Genomic DNA, 16877 nt, shown 5'->3' on the forward strand with positions numbered 1-16877 from the left:
ATTGCGCCAAAACCAATTTCTTCGCGAAATTCATCACCGAAAGGCAGGACCCTGACACCTTCGAGATGTTCCGACTGGCCACATAACCCCAAGACTGCGCCGAACTCGGCACTCACGAGAAGGTCGTCAATGGCCTGCAATGCGGCCTTATCTGCTGGAGTTGGATTCGATTCAAACAGCATAGATTCTGCGCTGGCCCATCAGCTGTCGCCCTTTTTCGAGAATTCGCGGACCTGCTCGACCGTCCAAAGCGGCTCGTCGGCATCCCGTGTCGCACGCTCACGCGCCCGCCCCGCCATCCATCGCCGATAAGCGGACTCGGGATGCTCTTCTTCGAGCGCTTTTATCGCTGCATAGGCCTCAGAGCCGGGCACCTCGACGAGCATGTTGAACAAGGTGCTGCGACCGCCCTGCGCATCGTCGCGAAGTGTCGGCGAATAGACACCCTTCCCAATGCGATCGATATCCTCGTCAGTCCGGATGTAACGGTGCATCAGAACATAGAGCCGCTTTAGGTCGCTGGCGTTGCGATACGCGCCAACGCGCGTGCCCGTGCCGTGCCGATCGCCGAGCAGAGCGACGATAAACAGTTGGGCAAAGATTGACGCATCGGTCGTCGCTAGCGCTTCGAGATGACGTTCCAAAGCAGGGACCGCCGTCGCCGAATCGGTATCCGCCCAGAGCGCGAACCAGCGCGGCCGCTGATCCTCCAAGGTAGCATTGGTGGCTTTCTTCGCCGCAAGCGCTGCGAGAACGCCGGGGGCAACACTGCTCCCCGCCAAGATGTTCAGGCAATAGCGTAGCGCATCGGCATTGAGCAAATCATGCGCGGCCAGCCAATCTAGGATCAACGGCGCGACGTCGCCGTGCAACCACGGTGCATGATAGAGAATGTCGTGCAGAATATGGTGGAGCGGGTGTTCGCCGGTATGTTCGAGCTCCCAAACAAGCTCGGTTGCCACGGCCTCGAACCCGGTATCCGGGAAGGCGCGATATAGCGTCTCGAACCATACTGGAAAGCCGTTCAACTCCCAGGTGACGTAACGAAAAGCGTGGCGCGCTTCCTCCTCGGTCAGCCGTTGCGCAAAGGCGCTGTCCTCCGCCGCCTCGATCGCAAGGCCGGTCATCGCGAAGATCAGCGAATAGGGCGTCGACCCGGTCTCGCCGCCCTCCGATCGCAAGGTCGGCCGATAGACGCGCCAATGCGCGATTGCGGCATCGCGGAAGGCGCGGGCGACCGGCTCTCCAAACTCGGGGATCAGTGTCCGCCAATTCGCCCCGTTCTCGCGGCTGGTGCTCACACCGCTACCCATGACACTGAGAAGCAGATGATATTGATCGCCACTGAACTCCCCTGGCTGAAAGCCTGCGGGATGCAACACCCGATCGGGATTGGCCATGAGCGCGCGGACCCAATCGCCGCGGTCCTTCTTCTGCTTACGTTCGCGCCTCTCGCTCTTGCGCTTCCACCGCCGGGCTTCCGCGTCCATCCTGACTATCTCTGGCGATGGCTTCGGATCAAGGCGCGTTTCCAGCGTCGCGGCAAGCGCCGCGTCGTCATCGACCGCTGCGCGCAATGGAGCGAGCCAAGCCGACGGTCGATCGGCATCCACATAGATTTGGAGACAGCGCGATAGCGCCACCGCTCGGTCATCCCCCTGCTTAGTGGCGACCCATTCGAGGCAGCGCTCAAAATCCTCCGCGCCAAACCGCCAGAAATGGCCGAGATGGGTTATCCGCCAATCATCGGTCAGCGTCTCGCCCTTGGCGGCCCTATGCGCGCGGCGTACTGCGATCGACTTCCAATAGAGGAGATCATTGAGCTCCGGCCAGCGCGGGACGTTCTTGTCCAGCGCGTTCTTATAATCGTCGACATCGCCGCTCCGCCAAAATTGCAGAGCCGGAAAATTGCACAGCACTGCAATCGCCGCCGGCGTTAGCGCCTGCGCCGATCGTGCCGCGACCAAGCGATCGACGGCGTGTAGGGCGACGGGCATCAGCCACATGAATTCTTCCGAGATATGGCATTCACCACGCTCTACAAAGGGCTCGCGATCAAGGAAACCATTCAGACCCTCGACCAGGCGCCCGAGTGGATGATCCTCGGTTGCGTCTGCCATCACCGGCAACTTGTCGACGAACTGGTGAAGCGAAGAGGTCAAACCTGTCACGTTGAAGCGCTCGTGCGGTGCCGCGTGGGCAAGCGTTCGCAGTACCAGAGCCACGCTAGCCGTGGTCGGCGCCGCCCAATCGATCAGCTCCGCGAAAACGGCGCGGTCCAAGGGGCCAGGATCCGCGGCGATCGTTGTCCATAGCTTATCCTTCAGTGCTTCATCGCCTACCGCCATGACGCCACGGATCGCGGCGATGCGCGCATATTTGCCGCGCGATGTGTCGGCAGCGATGTCGAAGAGTGCCGGCGCACAGCTCGCCATCTCACCCTGCCAGACGAGCCGGCCCAGAAAGAAGATGACGTCGTCATTGTCTCGATACTCGTTGAGGAGCGCCAACGCATCGGTTGCTAGGTCGGGAGCGGCGATGCGTTCGATCGCACTATTTTCCATGAGACTCATCCTTCCCTTCCGATGGCAATCCGGTTGACGATATTGCGAAGCATGCCTTGACGGATCGTTAGCGGCAGGCGCGACGGATCGCCGCCTTCGCTCGCGACCTCCGGGGCCAAGGCGAGGGCTTTGTCGCGCACCGTTTCATCAAACAGGATCAACCAGGCCAAGATCGGGCGCGTCCGCGGTACGATAATTTGCTCGCCATAGCACTCACGAAAGAAGAGATCCTCGACGCGTGCACGGGCGCCGGGCTGATTCAGCAGTTCGTTTGCCCATTCCGCACTCAGCAACTCGCGGATCTCGCGGTGGCGAAACCGGACGCTGGTATAAACGATGTCATCGAACAGGCCGGTGCGGAGGAGCGAGTCGATGTCGGTGTCGGCCCAGCCTGTCAGTAAGGTACGCGGGTCGATGCGATCGGCGGTGTCAACACCTGCGGGAAGGCCTATGACGGTCTTGCCAGTCATCGTCACCGCGCCTGCCAGTATACGGGCGCCGTCCCGCAGTTTTGCGGCGTTAAGGCGGACCGAGGCAAATGCGGCCGACTGCGGTTGGATCTGCAGGGCGATCATCCGCTGCAGCACTTCGAAGCGGCTCCCGAGCCGATGATCGGCAATCCAGACGCCAATCAGCGCCTTCAGGTCGAAGGGACGCTCGGCGAGGGTCAGGAGGTTAGCACGTTTCACCGCTTCGACGAATTCGGTGACGTCGCTCACGCCATAATGGCCGGCGAACAGCGCGATCTCGTCCTCCGAAAGCCCAGCAAGCCGATACTGCTTGAGCGTAGGATCGTTCTCGCGGCTTGTGTTGTCATCCTCTTCACCAGGCGTTGGCTCGCCGTAGGGCAGGTGCTGTTCCATCAGTGTCTGGTCGGGTAGCGCCCGCCAAGCATCCTCGCGGCTGGTGATAAAGATGCGCGCGCGATCCAGCGCCGCGTAAATCTTGGCGCCGAAGATGCGAACCGCATCCTCCAGCGCGCGCGGCGTCTCCAACTGGGCTTCGTCGACCGAGTCAAGGAAGAACCAAGCCTCGTCCGTTGAGGCGAGCCAGGCGGCAAACTCGGCCGCCGTGCCAACCTCAAACGACTGGTCGAAGGTCGCGTCGATCTTCTCGATCCGGATGAAAAAGGCGTGACGGCCACGCTCCTTGATCCGACGCGCACGCTTCTGGGCTTCGAATGTCTTGCCAGCGCCTGGATCGGCAATTATCAGGACGCGGAACTCATCCTCAATTTCATGCCATCGTTTAGGCTGGCCCGGGCCGGGCATGAGAAAGTCCCACTCCTTCGAACGAGACGACATCGGCGAAAACCGCCGGATGAGCTCAACGATCTTCTCTGTCATGTCCGCGATCCCGCGTTGGCAGGGTAGAGATTGGGAAACCAGCGCTCAGCCACGTCGACAGGAAAAGCCAGACGCAGGGGCGCGCGGTGGGTCGCTGCGGTCAGCATCCCCCGGTCGACCAGTCCAGCCGTGACATTGCGCGCGCCGCGCTCTTCGTAGCCGGTAAGCGTGGGAATCTGCGAGCGCTCGACCTCGCCACGCATCACTGCTTCGCGCAGTACTGCAAAGCTACCCTTATGCAGTCGCTTCGCCCGCACCTCCTCTTCGATGTGGATTTCGATGCGCGTTAGCAGCGTCGCCGGATCGAGCAGCCCGCTCATGAAACGGATTTGATCGACTGAACGATCAAGGAAAAATTTACAGAATTCTAACAACCCGCGCTGAGTCAGGTTGCCACGCCCGTCGAGGTCGCCTTCGCGCGGCCTGTCGGCCTGCGCGAGCAACTCTTTGTAGCGTGCCTCATCGCGCGCCAAGCCCCGCGCCACTGACCAAAGGCTGGTTCCGACCTCGAGCCGTTTGAACAGGGCGTGGGACATCAGTCTCGCGACTCGGCCATTGCCGTCGAGGAAGGGGTGGATCCAAAGCAGGCGATGATGGACGGCGCCGACGGCCTGAAGTTGCCGGGCCTTGCTGAGCGGCGGCGATCCATAGGCCATATCGAAACGCGACATGAATTGAGGCAGATCTTCGTGCGGCGGCGGAATGTGCCGGCCGACCTGCACGTCTCGCTTGCGCCATTCACCGGGAACGATCTCGAGACGCGCGCCAGTCTTCTCGTCGGCAACGAACAGCATCTCTGGCGGTAGCCGTGAGCAAAACTCTTCATGCAGCCACGACGCATAAGCCGCGGACGCCGGCCAGGCATCGGGGTCACGCCCAGTATCGATCAACCGCTGAACGTGTATATGCGCGACCGCTTCCTTCTGCAGGTCACGCTTCTTGGGTTCGGTCGAAAAGTCGTTGGCAAGTGCCCGGTCGATGTCGCGCGGATGGGTGTCGTGACCTTCGATCAAATTGGAATAATAGCAATTCATGGAGCGGACAAGGTCACCGATCGAGTCTAGCAAGATGGGATGAATTCGGCCCGCTAGTCGATTCGCTTCTGCAACGAGCGCCAACATGTCGTCCTCGAGAAGGCGAGACGATGATTCTTCGGGAACCATCGGTCCCATGCTTGTCGTATCCATACAGCATTGTACCGGATACGATGCCGGATCGGACATGGATTTTTTCTAAAAAAATCAGTGACTTTTGTTACAGAGCCGACGCTTTTTAACCGGATGTCATGCCGGTTGCTGTGCCGGTTTGCGTTCGCCAATCCTCTTGCAGGGGTCGGGCGATGCGGCCCTAAATCGGGCGCAAATCAAAAGCCCCTCGCGTTATAGTGCCGCCTTTCGCAGCCACACCGGCCGATGGGAACCGCTGCCGGGAACAGGCTCACTCGACGAGATGGCCGAGCTCGTCGTCACGCTCTTACAGCCTTATTTGCAGCCCGATAATTATTAAAGGCATTTACGGGATGTTGCACTAGGCGGAAGAGGGAGGGTGGAGCTTCGAGGATGATAGCCCGTTTTTCTCGGCGCGTTCGCGTCGCCTCCGCTCGATGTGCTCTCGCATCTCGCGAACGACCTGCTCGTGCGGGATCAGGTTGCCCGCATCGGCTTCTGCCAGGCCCAGCTCGACCTCCTTGCGGAACCACGCATCGTATTCCTCGTCCGTCATTGCATCGACGTCAGGGAAGTCCATATCGTCATCGTCCGGGGCCACCTTGGCACCTCAATTGACATAACTGTTTCTGCCAACTTTTCAAGATATTTTTATCTTGGTCGGTTGCCGAGGCTCGCTGTCAAAGTACTCGAGCGTCCGGATGATCGCGCTGTTCCGAGCCAGAATTACCGCGGCCGGTGAGAACGATTTGAGCGAGCAGTCTCAACGATGGTTGACAAAGCGGTGACGGTGAGGCCCGGACCGATGGCGGCGATGTTTGAAGGCGACTGGTAAAATGAGCCGGCTGATTTCAGGCACGCCCCGATGGGATTCGAACAGCTCGCTGCGCTCAAAGTACAGCTGAACCCAGGCGCGAACCGCAAAAAAGTTGCTTCACGCTCGACGTCATCGCCAGTGGACGTCACACGGGAAATCAAGAAGCCACCAAAGCCTCCGCGAACGTCTGCTGACGCGTGTCGCGCGCGCCGTTACAACGCTGCAACGACATTTTCCGCACGCCTTTCCACGCAGTCCCGCGTCAAAGGTTCCTCTCAAGGTTGGGATTCTCAAGGACGTGCTTGCGCGAGCGGCGTCGCTTGGGCTGAGCGATCGAGACGCTCGTAACGGCGTGAAGCTTTGGTGTCTTGGCCAACGCTATTGGACCTGTCTCGTCGAAGGCAGTGCGCGCGTGAATCTTACGGGCGCAATCACCGGCGTTGTCTCCACTGCCGAAGCGGAGTACGGCACAAGTCAGAGAAGGCGCGGCTCGCGCGCAGGCGAGAGCAGATTGCGAACAATCGACACGGTCGACCGCGGTGACCACAAAACGCGCTTCATTCGCTGGGCGGGTAGAGCTTCTTCGCGTGCGTGAAGTCCACGACCTCGATGAAGTCATCGTGGACTTCGTAGATCGCGATGTAGTTCGGATGGGAGACAATCTCGCGTGTGCCCGGCACGCGGCCGGGGCGACCCGAATAGGGAAAGTAGGCCACAGGCTCAAGTGATCTTTCAACCTGCTCGAAAAGCCTCTCGGCTGCGCCTTGGTCCTTTTCGGAGATGAAGAAGAGATATTCGAGGAAGATTTCGCGGGCCTCGTAGGCCCAGATAATCGGACGTGGGGTCAACCGCGCTTCCTCGCGTTCTTCGCGCGCTGCGCATCGAGAAGCGCTCGCGCTTCCTTCATGACCTGCTCATGCGGCACGCGCGGCTTCGTGCTGTTGCGCGCACGCTCGACGCGCTCACGTAGGGCGCGCTCGAAGGCTTCGGCTTCTTCGGCAGTGTCGTGCTCGTGCAGATACGGATCGAGTCGGGTTCCCATTTCAATCACCTGATTGGTCATTCCCTGATGATAGCCCGTTTCGCTCGGCGCGTTTCGTCGTCGCTCAGTCTTCCAAGTGCTCAGCGGTCAGCTGCGTGCCGCAGCTTTCGAAACGCGGGTTCAAATGCTTAAACACTTCGGTCCACGACTTGGCCGATGGCTCGACACTCTAATGACCACCAGCGAATCCCTCAACGCTATAGGACTCATAGCTCGCCGAGAATGGCGCGTCGTTTTCGCTGAGCTTGATTGCGCCGGTCGCGCCGCACGGGCAGGCCAGCGTGTAGTAGGTGCGCATCGTCATGGTTTCTCCTGAAGAAGCGCGACTATAAGCGATCGCCATAAATCTCGCCGACGTAATTTGACATAAGTCTGTGCCCGAGACGCGGCGGTCAGTGAATCTCCCACGCCGCGCCTACAGTGTTCCCAAAGTTATTATTCTAGATTTCGAGCGCAACCTTGTTCGCGATTGCGCTGTAGAGGTCAACATCAAGCTGCTCTGTGCGCAGAGATATTAGCAGGCTGTATCTCGCAGGCAATCCGTAACGTTCGAGGGCAGGGCGAGTGCGCCACCACCCAGACGAGGGATATACCGCGATGAAGCCGCGGCTCGCCAGATCCGCCGCCGTACCTTCCCACACATCTTGATGCAGGGAACCACGATGGCGTTGGCGATCACCAAGGTACCAATCTGGATCTTTGGGATTTACCGGGTCGCCATTGTCTTCACTCACAGCGGCAGCATTGATCCTAGCGACGAAGTCGTCGGTTGACGCGTCTAGTGGGCGTTGAACGTCGAATCTCAGTCGGTGCGAAGGGTAGTGAAATTTTGACGACGCCCCCCGCGCGGAGGGGTTCGGCTCAATGAAGTACGACAGCGTTACCCGCATTTGGACCTTGGCAGCCTGGAGGGCTTCGAGTTCCTCACGCGGCCATGGTAAAGCATGGAGATTCATGTGGTTCGTGACCACCCCTTTTCCTTTTTCTTTTGCGTAGGGATGGATCACGTCTTCGACCACGAGTGTGAGCGAGTTGCCCACGCTCCATATTGCCCGTTCCAAGTCTGGAACACCCCATCCGCAGTGTCGAATCAAGCGAGCATACTCTTGCTTTGTCGGCCTCCCTTCTGCAGGAAGAAACATATCTCGCATGCCGGTAGTCCACTCGGCCGAGTGAACAATCAGCGCCCTGACTGTTTCAGGACGTAGTTGCGGGTATGCAGCCATCAACTGAGCTGCCATTCGAGCCGCGAGTGCCGACGCCGCGCTGGTAGCATTCGTGGTGGTAAAGAGGCGCTCAAGGGACCGATGATGTGTCGTCAGCAAGTTGAGACTTGGAAGACCGGCTGCTCCGAAATCGTCTCTCCCTACGTTTCCACCCTCTAGAACCACGTCTGGTTTTAAGGGCCAGGCGCTGTCCCAGGTGCACGATGTCGACGTGAAAGGGCTCAGGCCACCTTCAGAAGCAATGGCTTCAACCGTTGCAATTTCGGTATTGGTCTTTTCCGTGAATGCCCCGACGGTAATTGCATTCCATGCCTGTCCCGGATCATGAATCAAGTTGGTTGAAAGGCTGGCAGGATATTCGGTCCATGCGTGATGCTCGCGCGTGTTGCCCGCGGCGAGAACAAACAGACGCGGAAACTCGCCGGCTCCATCGACGTCGGAAGCAAGGCGATCGACCGCGGCCGACCATGACGACGGGCGGCCACGGTCCCGATAGTCGGATGCACTGACTGCCGAGGTGAAAACACGTGGGCGATTAGGCGCAGCAATTTCTGGGCGACTGACTGCTTCTGCAAACAGGTATGCATGATGACGCGCGTCGCCTTCGTTCGCACCTTCTCCCGGCGTCAGTTTCACGGATTCCAGCCTGTGAGTCATTGGAATCGGGAGTGCCGATGCGAGCGCCTCGGTCATGTCGCCGTATGCAGCCAAACCGGCTAGGCCGGTACCGTGATTCGCCACATCATCGGTTCCCCAGGCAGGCTCAACGGTATGCGTATCGCCGGCGGACATCAGTGGTGTCAGCAGGGGATGGCCTCGGTTTACGCCTGAATCAAGGAGGCAAATTCGAGGCACCTCGTCGTCTTCGGCGGGGTACTGTACAAGCCCGAGCATGGCGTCCAGCCATTCTCGTTGTTCAACGGGAGCCATGCCGTCAAAAAATTCGGCAGTGTCTTTGGCTCGCCGCAATTCTGCAACGCAATTCAACGACATGACGGATTGGGAAAACTGGTGTTCCGATCCATGCATCAGGAGCACAGTTCTCTCTGGAAAGTTGGCCTGCACATCAGTAACAACGCACCCAGACAGCGCAGCAAGTCGCTTAAAGTCCTCAACGACGGCCTGACGTGATGACCGAACCGGTAGCCAAACTTCCCACCAAAACGGCTCATTTGCATTCGCGGGAAGAAGCGCCGGTTCATCGGTCCATAATGCGCGGACTTCCGCAGCGCGAATGGATGAGATCGTATTCAGCAGAGTTTTGTGGTCGCGAGCGTTTCCATTTCTATCTTTCTTCTCGTCGAGGTACTCTGCGACATATTTTTCGAAGTGGACAAGTTGCCCGTCAGGAACAAATACATTGGCGTAGGTAGTCTCACCATCGCGATAGACGCTAAGCAGTTCAATTTTTTTTGTGTCGTTGGCTAGGCTCTGAAACGCCATTTCCACGTCTGGCTGGCCAACGAACTGGATCTGGAGGCCTAAACCGCTTTGAAGTTCGAGTTGCCGCTGTATCTCGGAACTCGCCTGCGCAATCGGTTCAAGTGCGTGAAGCTGGGCCTGTAGCGATTCGCCGTGTTGCTTTCGTGGCAAGTCGGGTACAGCTCTTTTCTCGCCGCCGCCAGAACTATGTGCCGTGTAGTCGAGCGGTTTTGATGTATCACGAAGTATGAAATGCTGTCGTCTATCAGGTACCTGCGGATCCGACATTTTTGCTCGTTTGCTTGTTATGTTTTAGTTTCTCGCTAAGGCGCCGCCGCTCGGCCAATGCGCGGCCTAAGGAGCTTGAGCTGACCTTAGCCTCATCGTGCATGACCGCGTACTTGATGGCCTCGTCGACAGCTCGTCGTATTTCCGCGTAACTCAACCCGTCCGCTTCGCCCATAATCGCTTTTGCCGGAAATGGCTTCGGAGCAAATCCGCCCATCCTCGCCCGGATAAGCTCGGATGCCTGTGCCGGGGTGGGGAGGTGATATTCGATAACATCATCAAACCGCCGGAATAGTGCGTAGTCGAGTATCTCAGGGTGATTCGTCGCTGCGATAATGAGGCTGTTGGATTGATCCTGCTCAATCATTTGCAGGAAGCTGTTCAGGATGCGGCGGATTTCTCCAACGTCGTTCGCAAGTCCCCTTTGCGATCCTATAGCATCGAATTCGTCAAAGAAATAGACTCCCCGCAAGTCTGCGATCGCATCGAATACCTGCCGCAGCTTGGCGGCGGTCTCTCCCATGAATTTTGTAATCAGTGCATCCAGACGGACAAGAAACAGGGGAATGCCAAGCTCACCCGCGAGGACAGAAGCGGTCATTGTCTTCCCAGTGCCTGGCGGGCCGACCAGAAGGAGTTTGCGACGGGGTGACAATCCATGCTCCCGCAGACGCGCGAACAGTCTTTGCTCCTGCATGATTCGTTCGAGCTGTGCTTGGACTTGATTGTCTAGAACCATGTCGGCAATGCGATTCTTCGGGTGGCTGACGTGAAGCAGGTTCGCCAATTCGCCCCTAGGGCGAGCTATAGGAACGAGTTTTCCGCCACCCGCAGGGGCGAGCGCCTTCGCTGCGTCGATCATGTCGCGCAGTTCCTCGGCAAGCTTGCCGTGTCCCACCTTCGCCTCGTGAGCGGCGACCTGCATTGCGACGGAGTAAAATTGACCGTCGTCACGGTTGATGTGGGATTTCACAAGCGCTTTGAGTTGGTCTGCGCTGGCCATGGTTTTCGTTGGATGGGGTGCAGCCGATATTCTACCGCTCAGCAAAGACCTAAGTGCTGTATAAATGCACAGTACGCGCCGCGGATTCTGTCTGCGCTACAGCGGTCGCCAGAGGTACATCGTCGGAACAATTTTACATAATCTTAATGATCGTCTTTTCATCATGCAGCTAACACAGCAACCCGCACCCGACGACAGGAGTGTGCCGTCGTTGCATGATTTTTTTTTGATAAATACAAAATTTGCGGGAATCGGATTGACCAAATCATGCACCCCGACCCGTCGATCGGTGACCAAGCAAATGGATGGAGTGACATCTGTCCCAGACGCCCTCTATGCTGCATGATTTATTCACAGTAACTCAAATTCAGGCGGCGTGTCTCCCGAAAACCAAGTAACCGTGAGTCGATGGACAATAAAAACGCGCCATCGGAGTGAACCGTGCGACGCCTGTGTTCAATTAGCCGCCTTCGGCGCTTCGATGACTTCGATCACGTCGAGCGCGCGAAAATCGTCAGGATTGCCAGTGAGAAGCGGCAGACGATGTTCGTGGGCCTGAGCGGCGATCCAGAGATCGTTATAACGCGGGCGCGGATTACGACCCGCCACCTTCATCATGGTCGCGAGCAGACCGAATGACTGGGCGGTCTCGCGCGTCACTGCGAGCACCGACATCCGTTCGACGGCGCGGAGAAATGCTGTGCGCTCTGCTCGTTCGCGCGGGTCGCTTGGGAGCTGCGCGCCGAATTCCAATTCCCCTAGCGAGATCGCCGAGACATGGACCAGTTCAGACCCAGCGAGGTTGTAGATCGCGTCAACGTCGAGGATGCCCTTACTGACATCGATCCAAACACAGGTATCAACGATTACTTCTGCCACGGATCACGCACCTCGTCGTCGAAATCGGCGTTACGGATATCGGCCTTGTAGCGCTCGGCAACGTCGGGCGACATCTTGGGCAGTCGCTCGAAGGCTTCACGAAGCGTGACAGCCCGCGCGGGAGGATTGATTGTGCCGAGCACGGTGTTATTGCGCGTGATCGTGACCGACTCGCCCCGGGCCAAGGCGTCGAGCACCTGATTCGTGCGCCGGGCAAGATCGGTGGCGGTTACAGTAGTCATGGAGACCTCCGGCTAGGATAATACGTATTTTACGTAATTTGCGTATTTTTGTCCAGTCCGGACGATTGAACGGTGCGCGCCTTCGTACGGACGGTATGCAACTCATCACGCATGGAGCGTGGCTTGCCGGGCTGACTGCGGTTGAGAACGGCTCCTGGCAGGGAGAGATTAGTCCGGATGGAAACACAACACCCGAGCAGCATAATCGGTCGGATTCTCGTGACCGTGTCGTATCCAATTCTCATTATGTGGTAGAAATCAAGCACAATCGGACTCGCGCCGAGTCTCCGCCTCGTGGTTCCCGAAGGACATCGAATGGCTTCAAATTCGCACATGGCTTTCGCCAGGAACGCAGCGGGCCAGGTGGTCGCGGCGAGCGACCTGCCGTCCGTTGGCCCGGCGATTTTCCATTGCGCCGGCTGCGGTTGCGAGGTCACCCTGTGTCGTCAAGACGCTTCCCAGGCCTACTTCCGGCACGCGCGTCCTGTCGCCTGCGAGCTTTGTGCACTGCACGCGCTGCACGCGGCGGCGTTGCAACTGCTTGCTGAAAGCAGGTTCGTCGACGCTCCCGCGCTGACACAGCATGGTATTGGGCACGGCAAGCGCCACATGATTGAAGAGTGGGGCGAAGCGTCGGTGTGCACCAACGTCGATGGAATCCCCGTAGATTTCTTTGCCGAGACGCTGGCCGGACCGCTGGTCATCCAGATCGCCATCAAGTCAGGTCGATCGGGTCGTCGCGTTGTACTAGGTGATCGGCGTCGAGAAACTGGCCGATCTGCCTTACTGGATGCGAAAGTAGTTTTCCTGAGCCGATGCGCTTTGGCATAGACCGGTTTGGAGCGAGAGTGCGATGCCCACAGCCGCTGCAACTCGGCGGCACGGATACGCACCGTCGTGCGCTTTGAAACGAAGTGGTCGGTGCATGTCGCAGTCCTCCTAGTTCTTGATTGTCGGTGACACCCGCCGTCGGGTACTCAGGCTGATCGGGACCGCGAGCATCGACGCTTACACTCCGGCCACGCAAACCATCACACGCATGGTGTTCAATTACGTGGGTTGGTGACTGGCCGGTGCGTCTGGATCAGCGAAGAGCAGTTTCCGGATCGTGAGCGTGAGGAACACGCTCGGATGTCGCGAATCGGCCCCTCTTCCTGTAAACCAGACTTCGAATCACGGTTGGCACACGCGGACCCTCATCGCGAGGTGCGGGGAGAAGGCCGACCCGAAGCGTAGTGCAGGGGCGATCCGGCTAATCGATCGATGGCGAGCGCGGCGCACAAGGGCGTCAGAATCATGCCTATCCGTTCGTGCGCACGCCCATGTTCAACGCGGCGCAAATTTCGCTGAACGCCTGGATGGTGTGAGCACGATCCATATCAAAGACCGCATCAGCGCTTTGCTTATTCGCCTCGGGTTTCTCCACCTCGGGCTCTTCCTTCACCACAAACTCGCCGCCGCACCACTCAATCGTGACTCCATGGACAGGTTTGGGAAACAGCTGACGCAACGACGCCTGGATCTCCGCGTCCGAATCAGGCGGGCCATCCTTTGTCAGTCGATTGTTCGGTCCACGCGTGCCTTGCGCAACTTCGATAGCCGAGAGCGACTCATCTATATTGGAACTGTCATGCTGAAAAGCAGTTAGCCAATCGCACAGCTTCGCGAGATTCCTGCTGACTGCTGCTGGCTCTTGTTCGATCGAGATGCGCTTGAACACCCCTTCCTCGGGTTTCCAGAAAATACTGAATTTTTCGCTCAGCGCCTTGTGGGTACTCGCGCGCTCATCATCGCTCATCTGCGCATAGCGGTGCAGAAATGCGCTCATCCACGCGCCGTCCACCTTGTCCTTCTCCGGCAAGGCGGCATGCGTCTTAAAATCCGAGGAAGCGCTCTTTGCATGAGATGAAAGCGCCCTGCGAGCTTGCTGGCGAGTCTCTGCGGCGTAAGTTTTGCGCGATTCTTCGATCGCCCATTGAAGTGCCGCTTCGTCAGCCGCTTTGATCTCTTCATCGGTGCGCGCGCTCCGTTGCTGCGTCGAGAGGAACGCGGTTTTATTATTAGGCAGCCCACTTAGCACGCCAAGGGGAGCCCCGGTGCTTTTGCGCGAATCGCACAAAGATTGTTTGACGTTGGACGGCGGCGGATCATTAAGATAGGGATTCTGGTAGGGATTAACTAATTTGTAACTTAAATTCATGATGTCCGTCGAATTCGCGGAGGAAATAAATTGACTGGGTTGCAGTTGCTTGCCAAACGCTCATCCGACGCGCAGGCATCACGCCCCGTGCCTTTTCCCAACTCGCGCGGCACTGGCCGCCTTGCTGCAGCGGCGCCTTGGCGGCACTCAGACCGCGCATCCGGCTCAACGGGTGGTTTGGCCACGCCATTTGGCCGCACGTCTCGACAAGCACTCCGGCTACGCGCTTCAAGGTTTGATAGACAACTGCTTGCAATCATTCTGTATCTGGGCCAATAGATCATCGGCGACGCTTTTGTCTCGCTGTTTTGCCAACGCATGCGCATGCCGAATCGCCACTTCGTAAGCTTTCCCAACCGCGTCACGGTGCGATCCCCAATCGACTCCCCCTCGATTTACGCCGTGATGGGCGTTTCGATGGCACAAGGCGCCCACCTGCAACAGGCGCAACTTCAACTCTGGATCATTCACTTCGCCGGCCTGCCTCAGCTTGGCTTGCGCCCTAATCAGCGCGGCCGTATCGTCCGCCTTCAGCGCGCCCGGCTTGTCTGCGTCTGGCTTCTTGGGTTTGCCCAAGTCGCGCTGCTTTTTGAGCAAGGCGCGCTCCTTCTCGAGCCATTCAGCCAACCTCTGCTTGATCCGCGGCTTGAGCGTTGATGGCAGCGGTGCGCTACGAAACTGGTTTTCCAGCTTGTACGCCGCCCTCATCTGCGCTTGCGTTGCCGCAACGGTTGAGCCGAGACAGGACGCCTGAGGCGGAGCAAACAGTTCCGGCAATTCTTCAGCCATTAATGCAGCTGCATAGTTGAGCGCCAACTCGGGGAACGGCGAGCGCGGATGCTTCGCAATCCCATTGTGCTTGACATCCGACGCAGCGGTCTCGCCTTCTACGGACTTCGCGGATTCAGGCGCGGGCTTAACCGGCGCTTCCTTGAGCGCATTCAAGATCTCATCGAGATCATAGTTGGGCCAAGGGTTTGCCTGCGCATTGACGGCGACAAGCCTCGATGTTGGCGAGCCAAACTTTGAGGGGGACCCGCGCCGGCCATCCAAGCAGGGAAGCTGGCTAAGCGATTCTTGCCCTCCTGAAGGAGAGACGGACCGCTTGTTTATTGAGCCGATCTTGCCGGTCTCTTGACGAGTGAGCGCGTGCTCCCCGGCGGGTGCGATTCCGTTGGGGGTGAGAGAGACTTTAGACATGGTTCGTCATCGGATAGTCATGGCTGAGTTAAACCGGCCAAACAGCGGCAGCGCGCGTGAAGGGACTCCAGTGAATCCACGCCCTGGGCGTCTGACAAATTCGTCTTACCGCATTGTCGAGTTAATGTAGGCCGTACCATCGCGTCCCCCATCAACAACGACCAGGTCGTCGTCTTCTGCGAGTGCCCTTGCCGCGTGATTACGCCTTTTACGTGCGCATCCCGGCAACCGCAAGGCGTCCTCCACGCTGCGGGCATGGACCTCAGGGACCCCGTCGTGAGCCTTTAGACGGCTGTACACCGGTTGTGAGCCGTTGCGGACAATCTCCGGCGCGACGATTATGAACCCGCCCGTCACGGCAATCTGGCGCTAAGCATTGAGAATGCCATACCGCAGATACTGACACGTGTGCCCATCTGAAACGCGAACAAACCATCATGACGCGTGACAACCCGGAATGCTCGCTCATCGTCCGGGACACCACGTGTCAGCCGACGAACTGCGCAGTTATTCTGCATATTTTGGAACAAAAAAGACCACGCTTGCTCGCGACCGAATTGCTGGCGCAATGCACGCTGCCAATCGGCAGGCGCCATATGGTCCGGCGCGTAGGTACGAGACAGCTTCGGGCTTTTGGCCTGCTTTGCAACACTACGCTTGCTTTTCATCAGGTTCGGTTGATGCTGAATGGAAAAACGTCTGCGTTGCCGACATCGCAAGCCGAAGCTTTCTTCATAGCCAGTTCTTCGAGGGTTTTGATCGGGGGCCGTGCATCACCGCGTCGGCGGGCATATACAAACATTTAACGATTCTTTTTCACGCGAACATCGTTGAAAATAAAGGATTTTTCTGACGCCATCAGATCTGATGCCCTCAAGTATACCGTCACCGCAGACGCACTGAAATAAATCGCACGCGCTTGCCGGAGTGTTTCCTACCGGTGGTCCAGCATGTGGTTTTGTCGCGGTAAGGGCAAGATGGCGAACAAATAGCAATATAGGTAGGATTGCTACGCCGCCAGTGAGTAAAACTGCTGGGCATGAGTGCATCGGTTTCCAGTCCTTAGTTGACGCGATTCCACTCGGCGCAAATAGCGCCAAATAACATTGTGTCCCTCAAACGAGACCGGTCGGCCGTCCTTCGGATAGCCCATCGCGGGAGAAGCCCGCAACATGCCTAGCATTCGAGCGCTATGTTTGCCCGCGGACGAAACGTCAGAGAGGACTTCCGACTCGATTTGATGAATCAGCGCCTACTAGTCTCACTGTGTCATAAATTTAACCTGATCTCCCAGCAACACGGACAGCGAGGAAGCTTGCTGGTGATCGCGTGGGCGATGAGTAGTCGCAACGTCGAAATGGAGTCAGGCACGTGTCGCTGGACTCGCCGGGCTGCCGCGAGGGATGTAACCTTCGGGTAGGAAAGACGCTTCTGGTCGAGCGCGGTTTTTTTTTGCGCGATCCTGACCGAGGCGCTCGGTGA

18 protein-coding genes are annotated in these 16877 nt (G+C 58.2%); 3 read left to right on the top strand and 15 right to left on the bottom strand.

Translation table 11 applies throughout. The features are described 5' to 3' along the window. The 5 genes from AWB78_RS47905 to AWB78_RS38580 form a co-directional block, all read right to left on the bottom strand. Nucleotides 1-182: hypothetical protein (locus tag AWB78_RS47905; RefSeq protein WP_198399435.1), on the bottom strand; the 182-nt coding region annotated here is incomplete at its 3' end. Nucleotides 183-200: 18 nt separating this feature from the next. Beyond that, nucleotides 201-2564: a hypothetical protein gene (locus AWB78_RS38565; protein ID WP_157697771.1), complete on the bottom strand. Its 2364-nt coding sequence runs from the start codon at nucleotides 2562-2564 to the stop codon at nucleotides 201-203. Nucleotides 2565-2569: 5 nt separating this feature from the next. Further along, nucleotides 2570-3910: an NACHT domain-containing protein gene (locus AWB78_RS38570; RefSeq protein WP_062611997.1), complete on the bottom strand. Its 1341-nt coding sequence runs from the start codon at nucleotides 3908-3910 to the stop codon at nucleotides 2570-2572. Next, nucleotides 3907-5133, bottom strand: a complete 1227-nt coding sequence (locus AWB78_RS38575) for a Fic family protein (RefSeq protein WP_232478050.1) — start codon at nucleotides 5131-5133, stop codon at nucleotides 3907-3909. Before AWB78_RS38575 ends, AWB78_RS38570 begins: the two co-directional genes overlap by 4 nt. Nucleotides 5134-5437: 304 nt before the next feature. Next, nucleotides 5438-5656 carry a hypothetical protein gene (locus tag AWB78_RS38580; RefSeq protein WP_062612015.1) on the bottom strand — a complete coding sequence of 73 codons (219 nt, stop codon included), beginning with the start codon at nucleotides 5654-5656 and terminating at the stop codon, nucleotides 5438-5440. A 349-nt stretch (nucleotides 5657-6005) separates the two neighbouring features. Here AWB78_RS38580 and AWB78_RS49935 point away from each other — a divergent pair, with 349 nt between their 5' ends. Beyond that, nucleotides 6006-6488, top strand: coding sequence for a ProQ/FinO family protein (locus AWB78_RS49935; RefSeq protein ID WP_074173651.1), 483 nt, complete (start codon nucleotides 6006-6008; stop codon nucleotides 6486-6488). Here the strand turns inward: AWB78_RS49935 and AWB78_RS38585 are convergent. The 7 genes from AWB78_RS38585 to AWB78_RS38610 all read right to left on the bottom strand — a co-directional run bounded on the left by AWB78_RS38585 (nucleotide 6451) and on the right by AWB78_RS38610 (nucleotide 11995). Next, nucleotides 6451-6741 carry a type II toxin-antitoxin system RelE/ParE family toxin gene (locus AWB78_RS38585; RefSeq protein ID WP_063959087.1) on the bottom strand — a complete coding sequence of 97 codons (291 nt, stop codon included), beginning with the start codon at nucleotides 6739-6741 and terminating at the stop codon, nucleotides 6451-6453. The two genes, AWB78_RS49935 and AWB78_RS38585, sit on opposite strands and share 38 nt — an antisense overlap. Continuing rightward, on the bottom strand, nucleotides 6738-6935 hold the full coding sequence (relB, locus tag AWB78_RS38590) for a type II toxin-antitoxin system RelB family antitoxin (protein ID WP_063959089.1): 198 nt from the start codon (nucleotides 6933-6935) through the stop codon (nucleotides 6738-6740). Before relB ends, AWB78_RS38585 begins: the two co-directional genes overlap by 4 nt. A gap of 169 nt (nucleotides 6936-7104) precedes the next feature. Continuing rightward, a complete protein-coding gene (locus AWB78_RS49450) occupies nucleotides 7105-7239 on the bottom strand; it encodes a hypothetical protein (protein WP_269768966.1) in 135 nt (44 codons plus the stop codon). A gap of 136 nt (nucleotides 7240-7375) precedes the next feature. Continuing rightward, complete coding sequence (locus AWB78_RS38595; protein WP_062611999.1) at nucleotides 7376-9871, bottom strand: S8 family peptidase; 2496 nt, start codon at nucleotides 9869-9871, stop codon at nucleotides 7376-7378. Then, entirely contained in the window at nucleotides 9849-10874 is a 1026-nt protein-coding gene (locus tag AWB78_RS38600; RefSeq protein WP_062612007.1) for an AAA family ATPase, read from the bottom strand. The genes AWB78_RS38595 and AWB78_RS38600 overlap by 23 nt, the downstream gene beginning before the upstream one ends. Nucleotides 10875-11330: 456 nt before the next feature. Continuing rightward, nucleotides 11331-11753 (bottom strand): type II toxin-antitoxin system VapC family toxin, encoded by a 423-nt coding sequence (locus AWB78_RS38605; RefSeq protein WP_082883589.1) that lies wholly within the window; start codon nucleotides 11751-11753, stop codon nucleotides 11331-11333. Next, nucleotides 11741-11995, bottom strand: coding sequence for a type II toxin-antitoxin system Phd/YefM family antitoxin (locus tag AWB78_RS38610; protein WP_063959088.1), 255 nt, complete (start codon nucleotides 11993-11995; stop codon nucleotides 11741-11743). The genes AWB78_RS38605 and AWB78_RS38610 overlap by 13 nt, the downstream gene beginning before the upstream one ends. 315 nt (nucleotides 11996-12310) lie before the next feature. Here AWB78_RS38610 and AWB78_RS38615 point away from each other — a divergent pair, with 315 nt between their 5' ends. Beyond that, nucleotides 12311-12826, top strand: coding sequence for a competence protein CoiA family protein (locus AWB78_RS38615; RefSeq protein WP_157697772.1), 516 nt, complete (start codon nucleotides 12311-12313; stop codon nucleotides 12824-12826). A gap of 469 nt (nucleotides 12827-13295) precedes the next feature. Here AWB78_RS38615 and AWB78_RS38620 read toward each other — a convergent pair whose 3' ends face one another. Next, entirely contained in the window at nucleotides 13296-14195 is a 900-nt protein-coding gene (locus AWB78_RS38620) for a hypothetical protein (protein WP_157697773.1), read from the bottom strand. Nucleotides 14196-14423: 228 nt separating this feature from the next. Continuing rightward, on the bottom strand, nucleotides 14424-15140 hold the full coding sequence (locus AWB78_RS38625; RefSeq protein WP_157697774.1) for a hypothetical protein: 717 nt from the start codon (nucleotides 15138-15140) through the stop codon (nucleotides 14424-14426). Between the two features lie 739 nt (nucleotides 15141-15879). Here AWB78_RS38625 and AWB78_RS47090 point away from each other — a divergent pair. Further along, a complete protein-coding gene (locus AWB78_RS47090) occupies nucleotides 15880-16248 on the top strand; it encodes a hypothetical protein (protein WP_157697775.1) in 369 nt (122 codons plus the stop codon). A 416-nt stretch (nucleotides 16249-16664) separates the two neighbouring features. Here the strand turns inward: AWB78_RS47090 and AWB78_RS48810 are convergent. After that, a partial coding sequence (locus AWB78_RS48810; protein WP_232478051.1) for a hypothetical protein occupies nucleotides 16665-16877 on the bottom strand: 213 nt, incomplete at its 5' end.

The sequence above is a fragment of the Caballeronia calidae genome, assembly GCF_900044055.2.
Taxonomy (GTDB): domain Bacteria; phylum Pseudomonadota; class Gammaproteobacteria; order Burkholderiales; family Burkholderiaceae; genus Caballeronia; species Caballeronia calidae.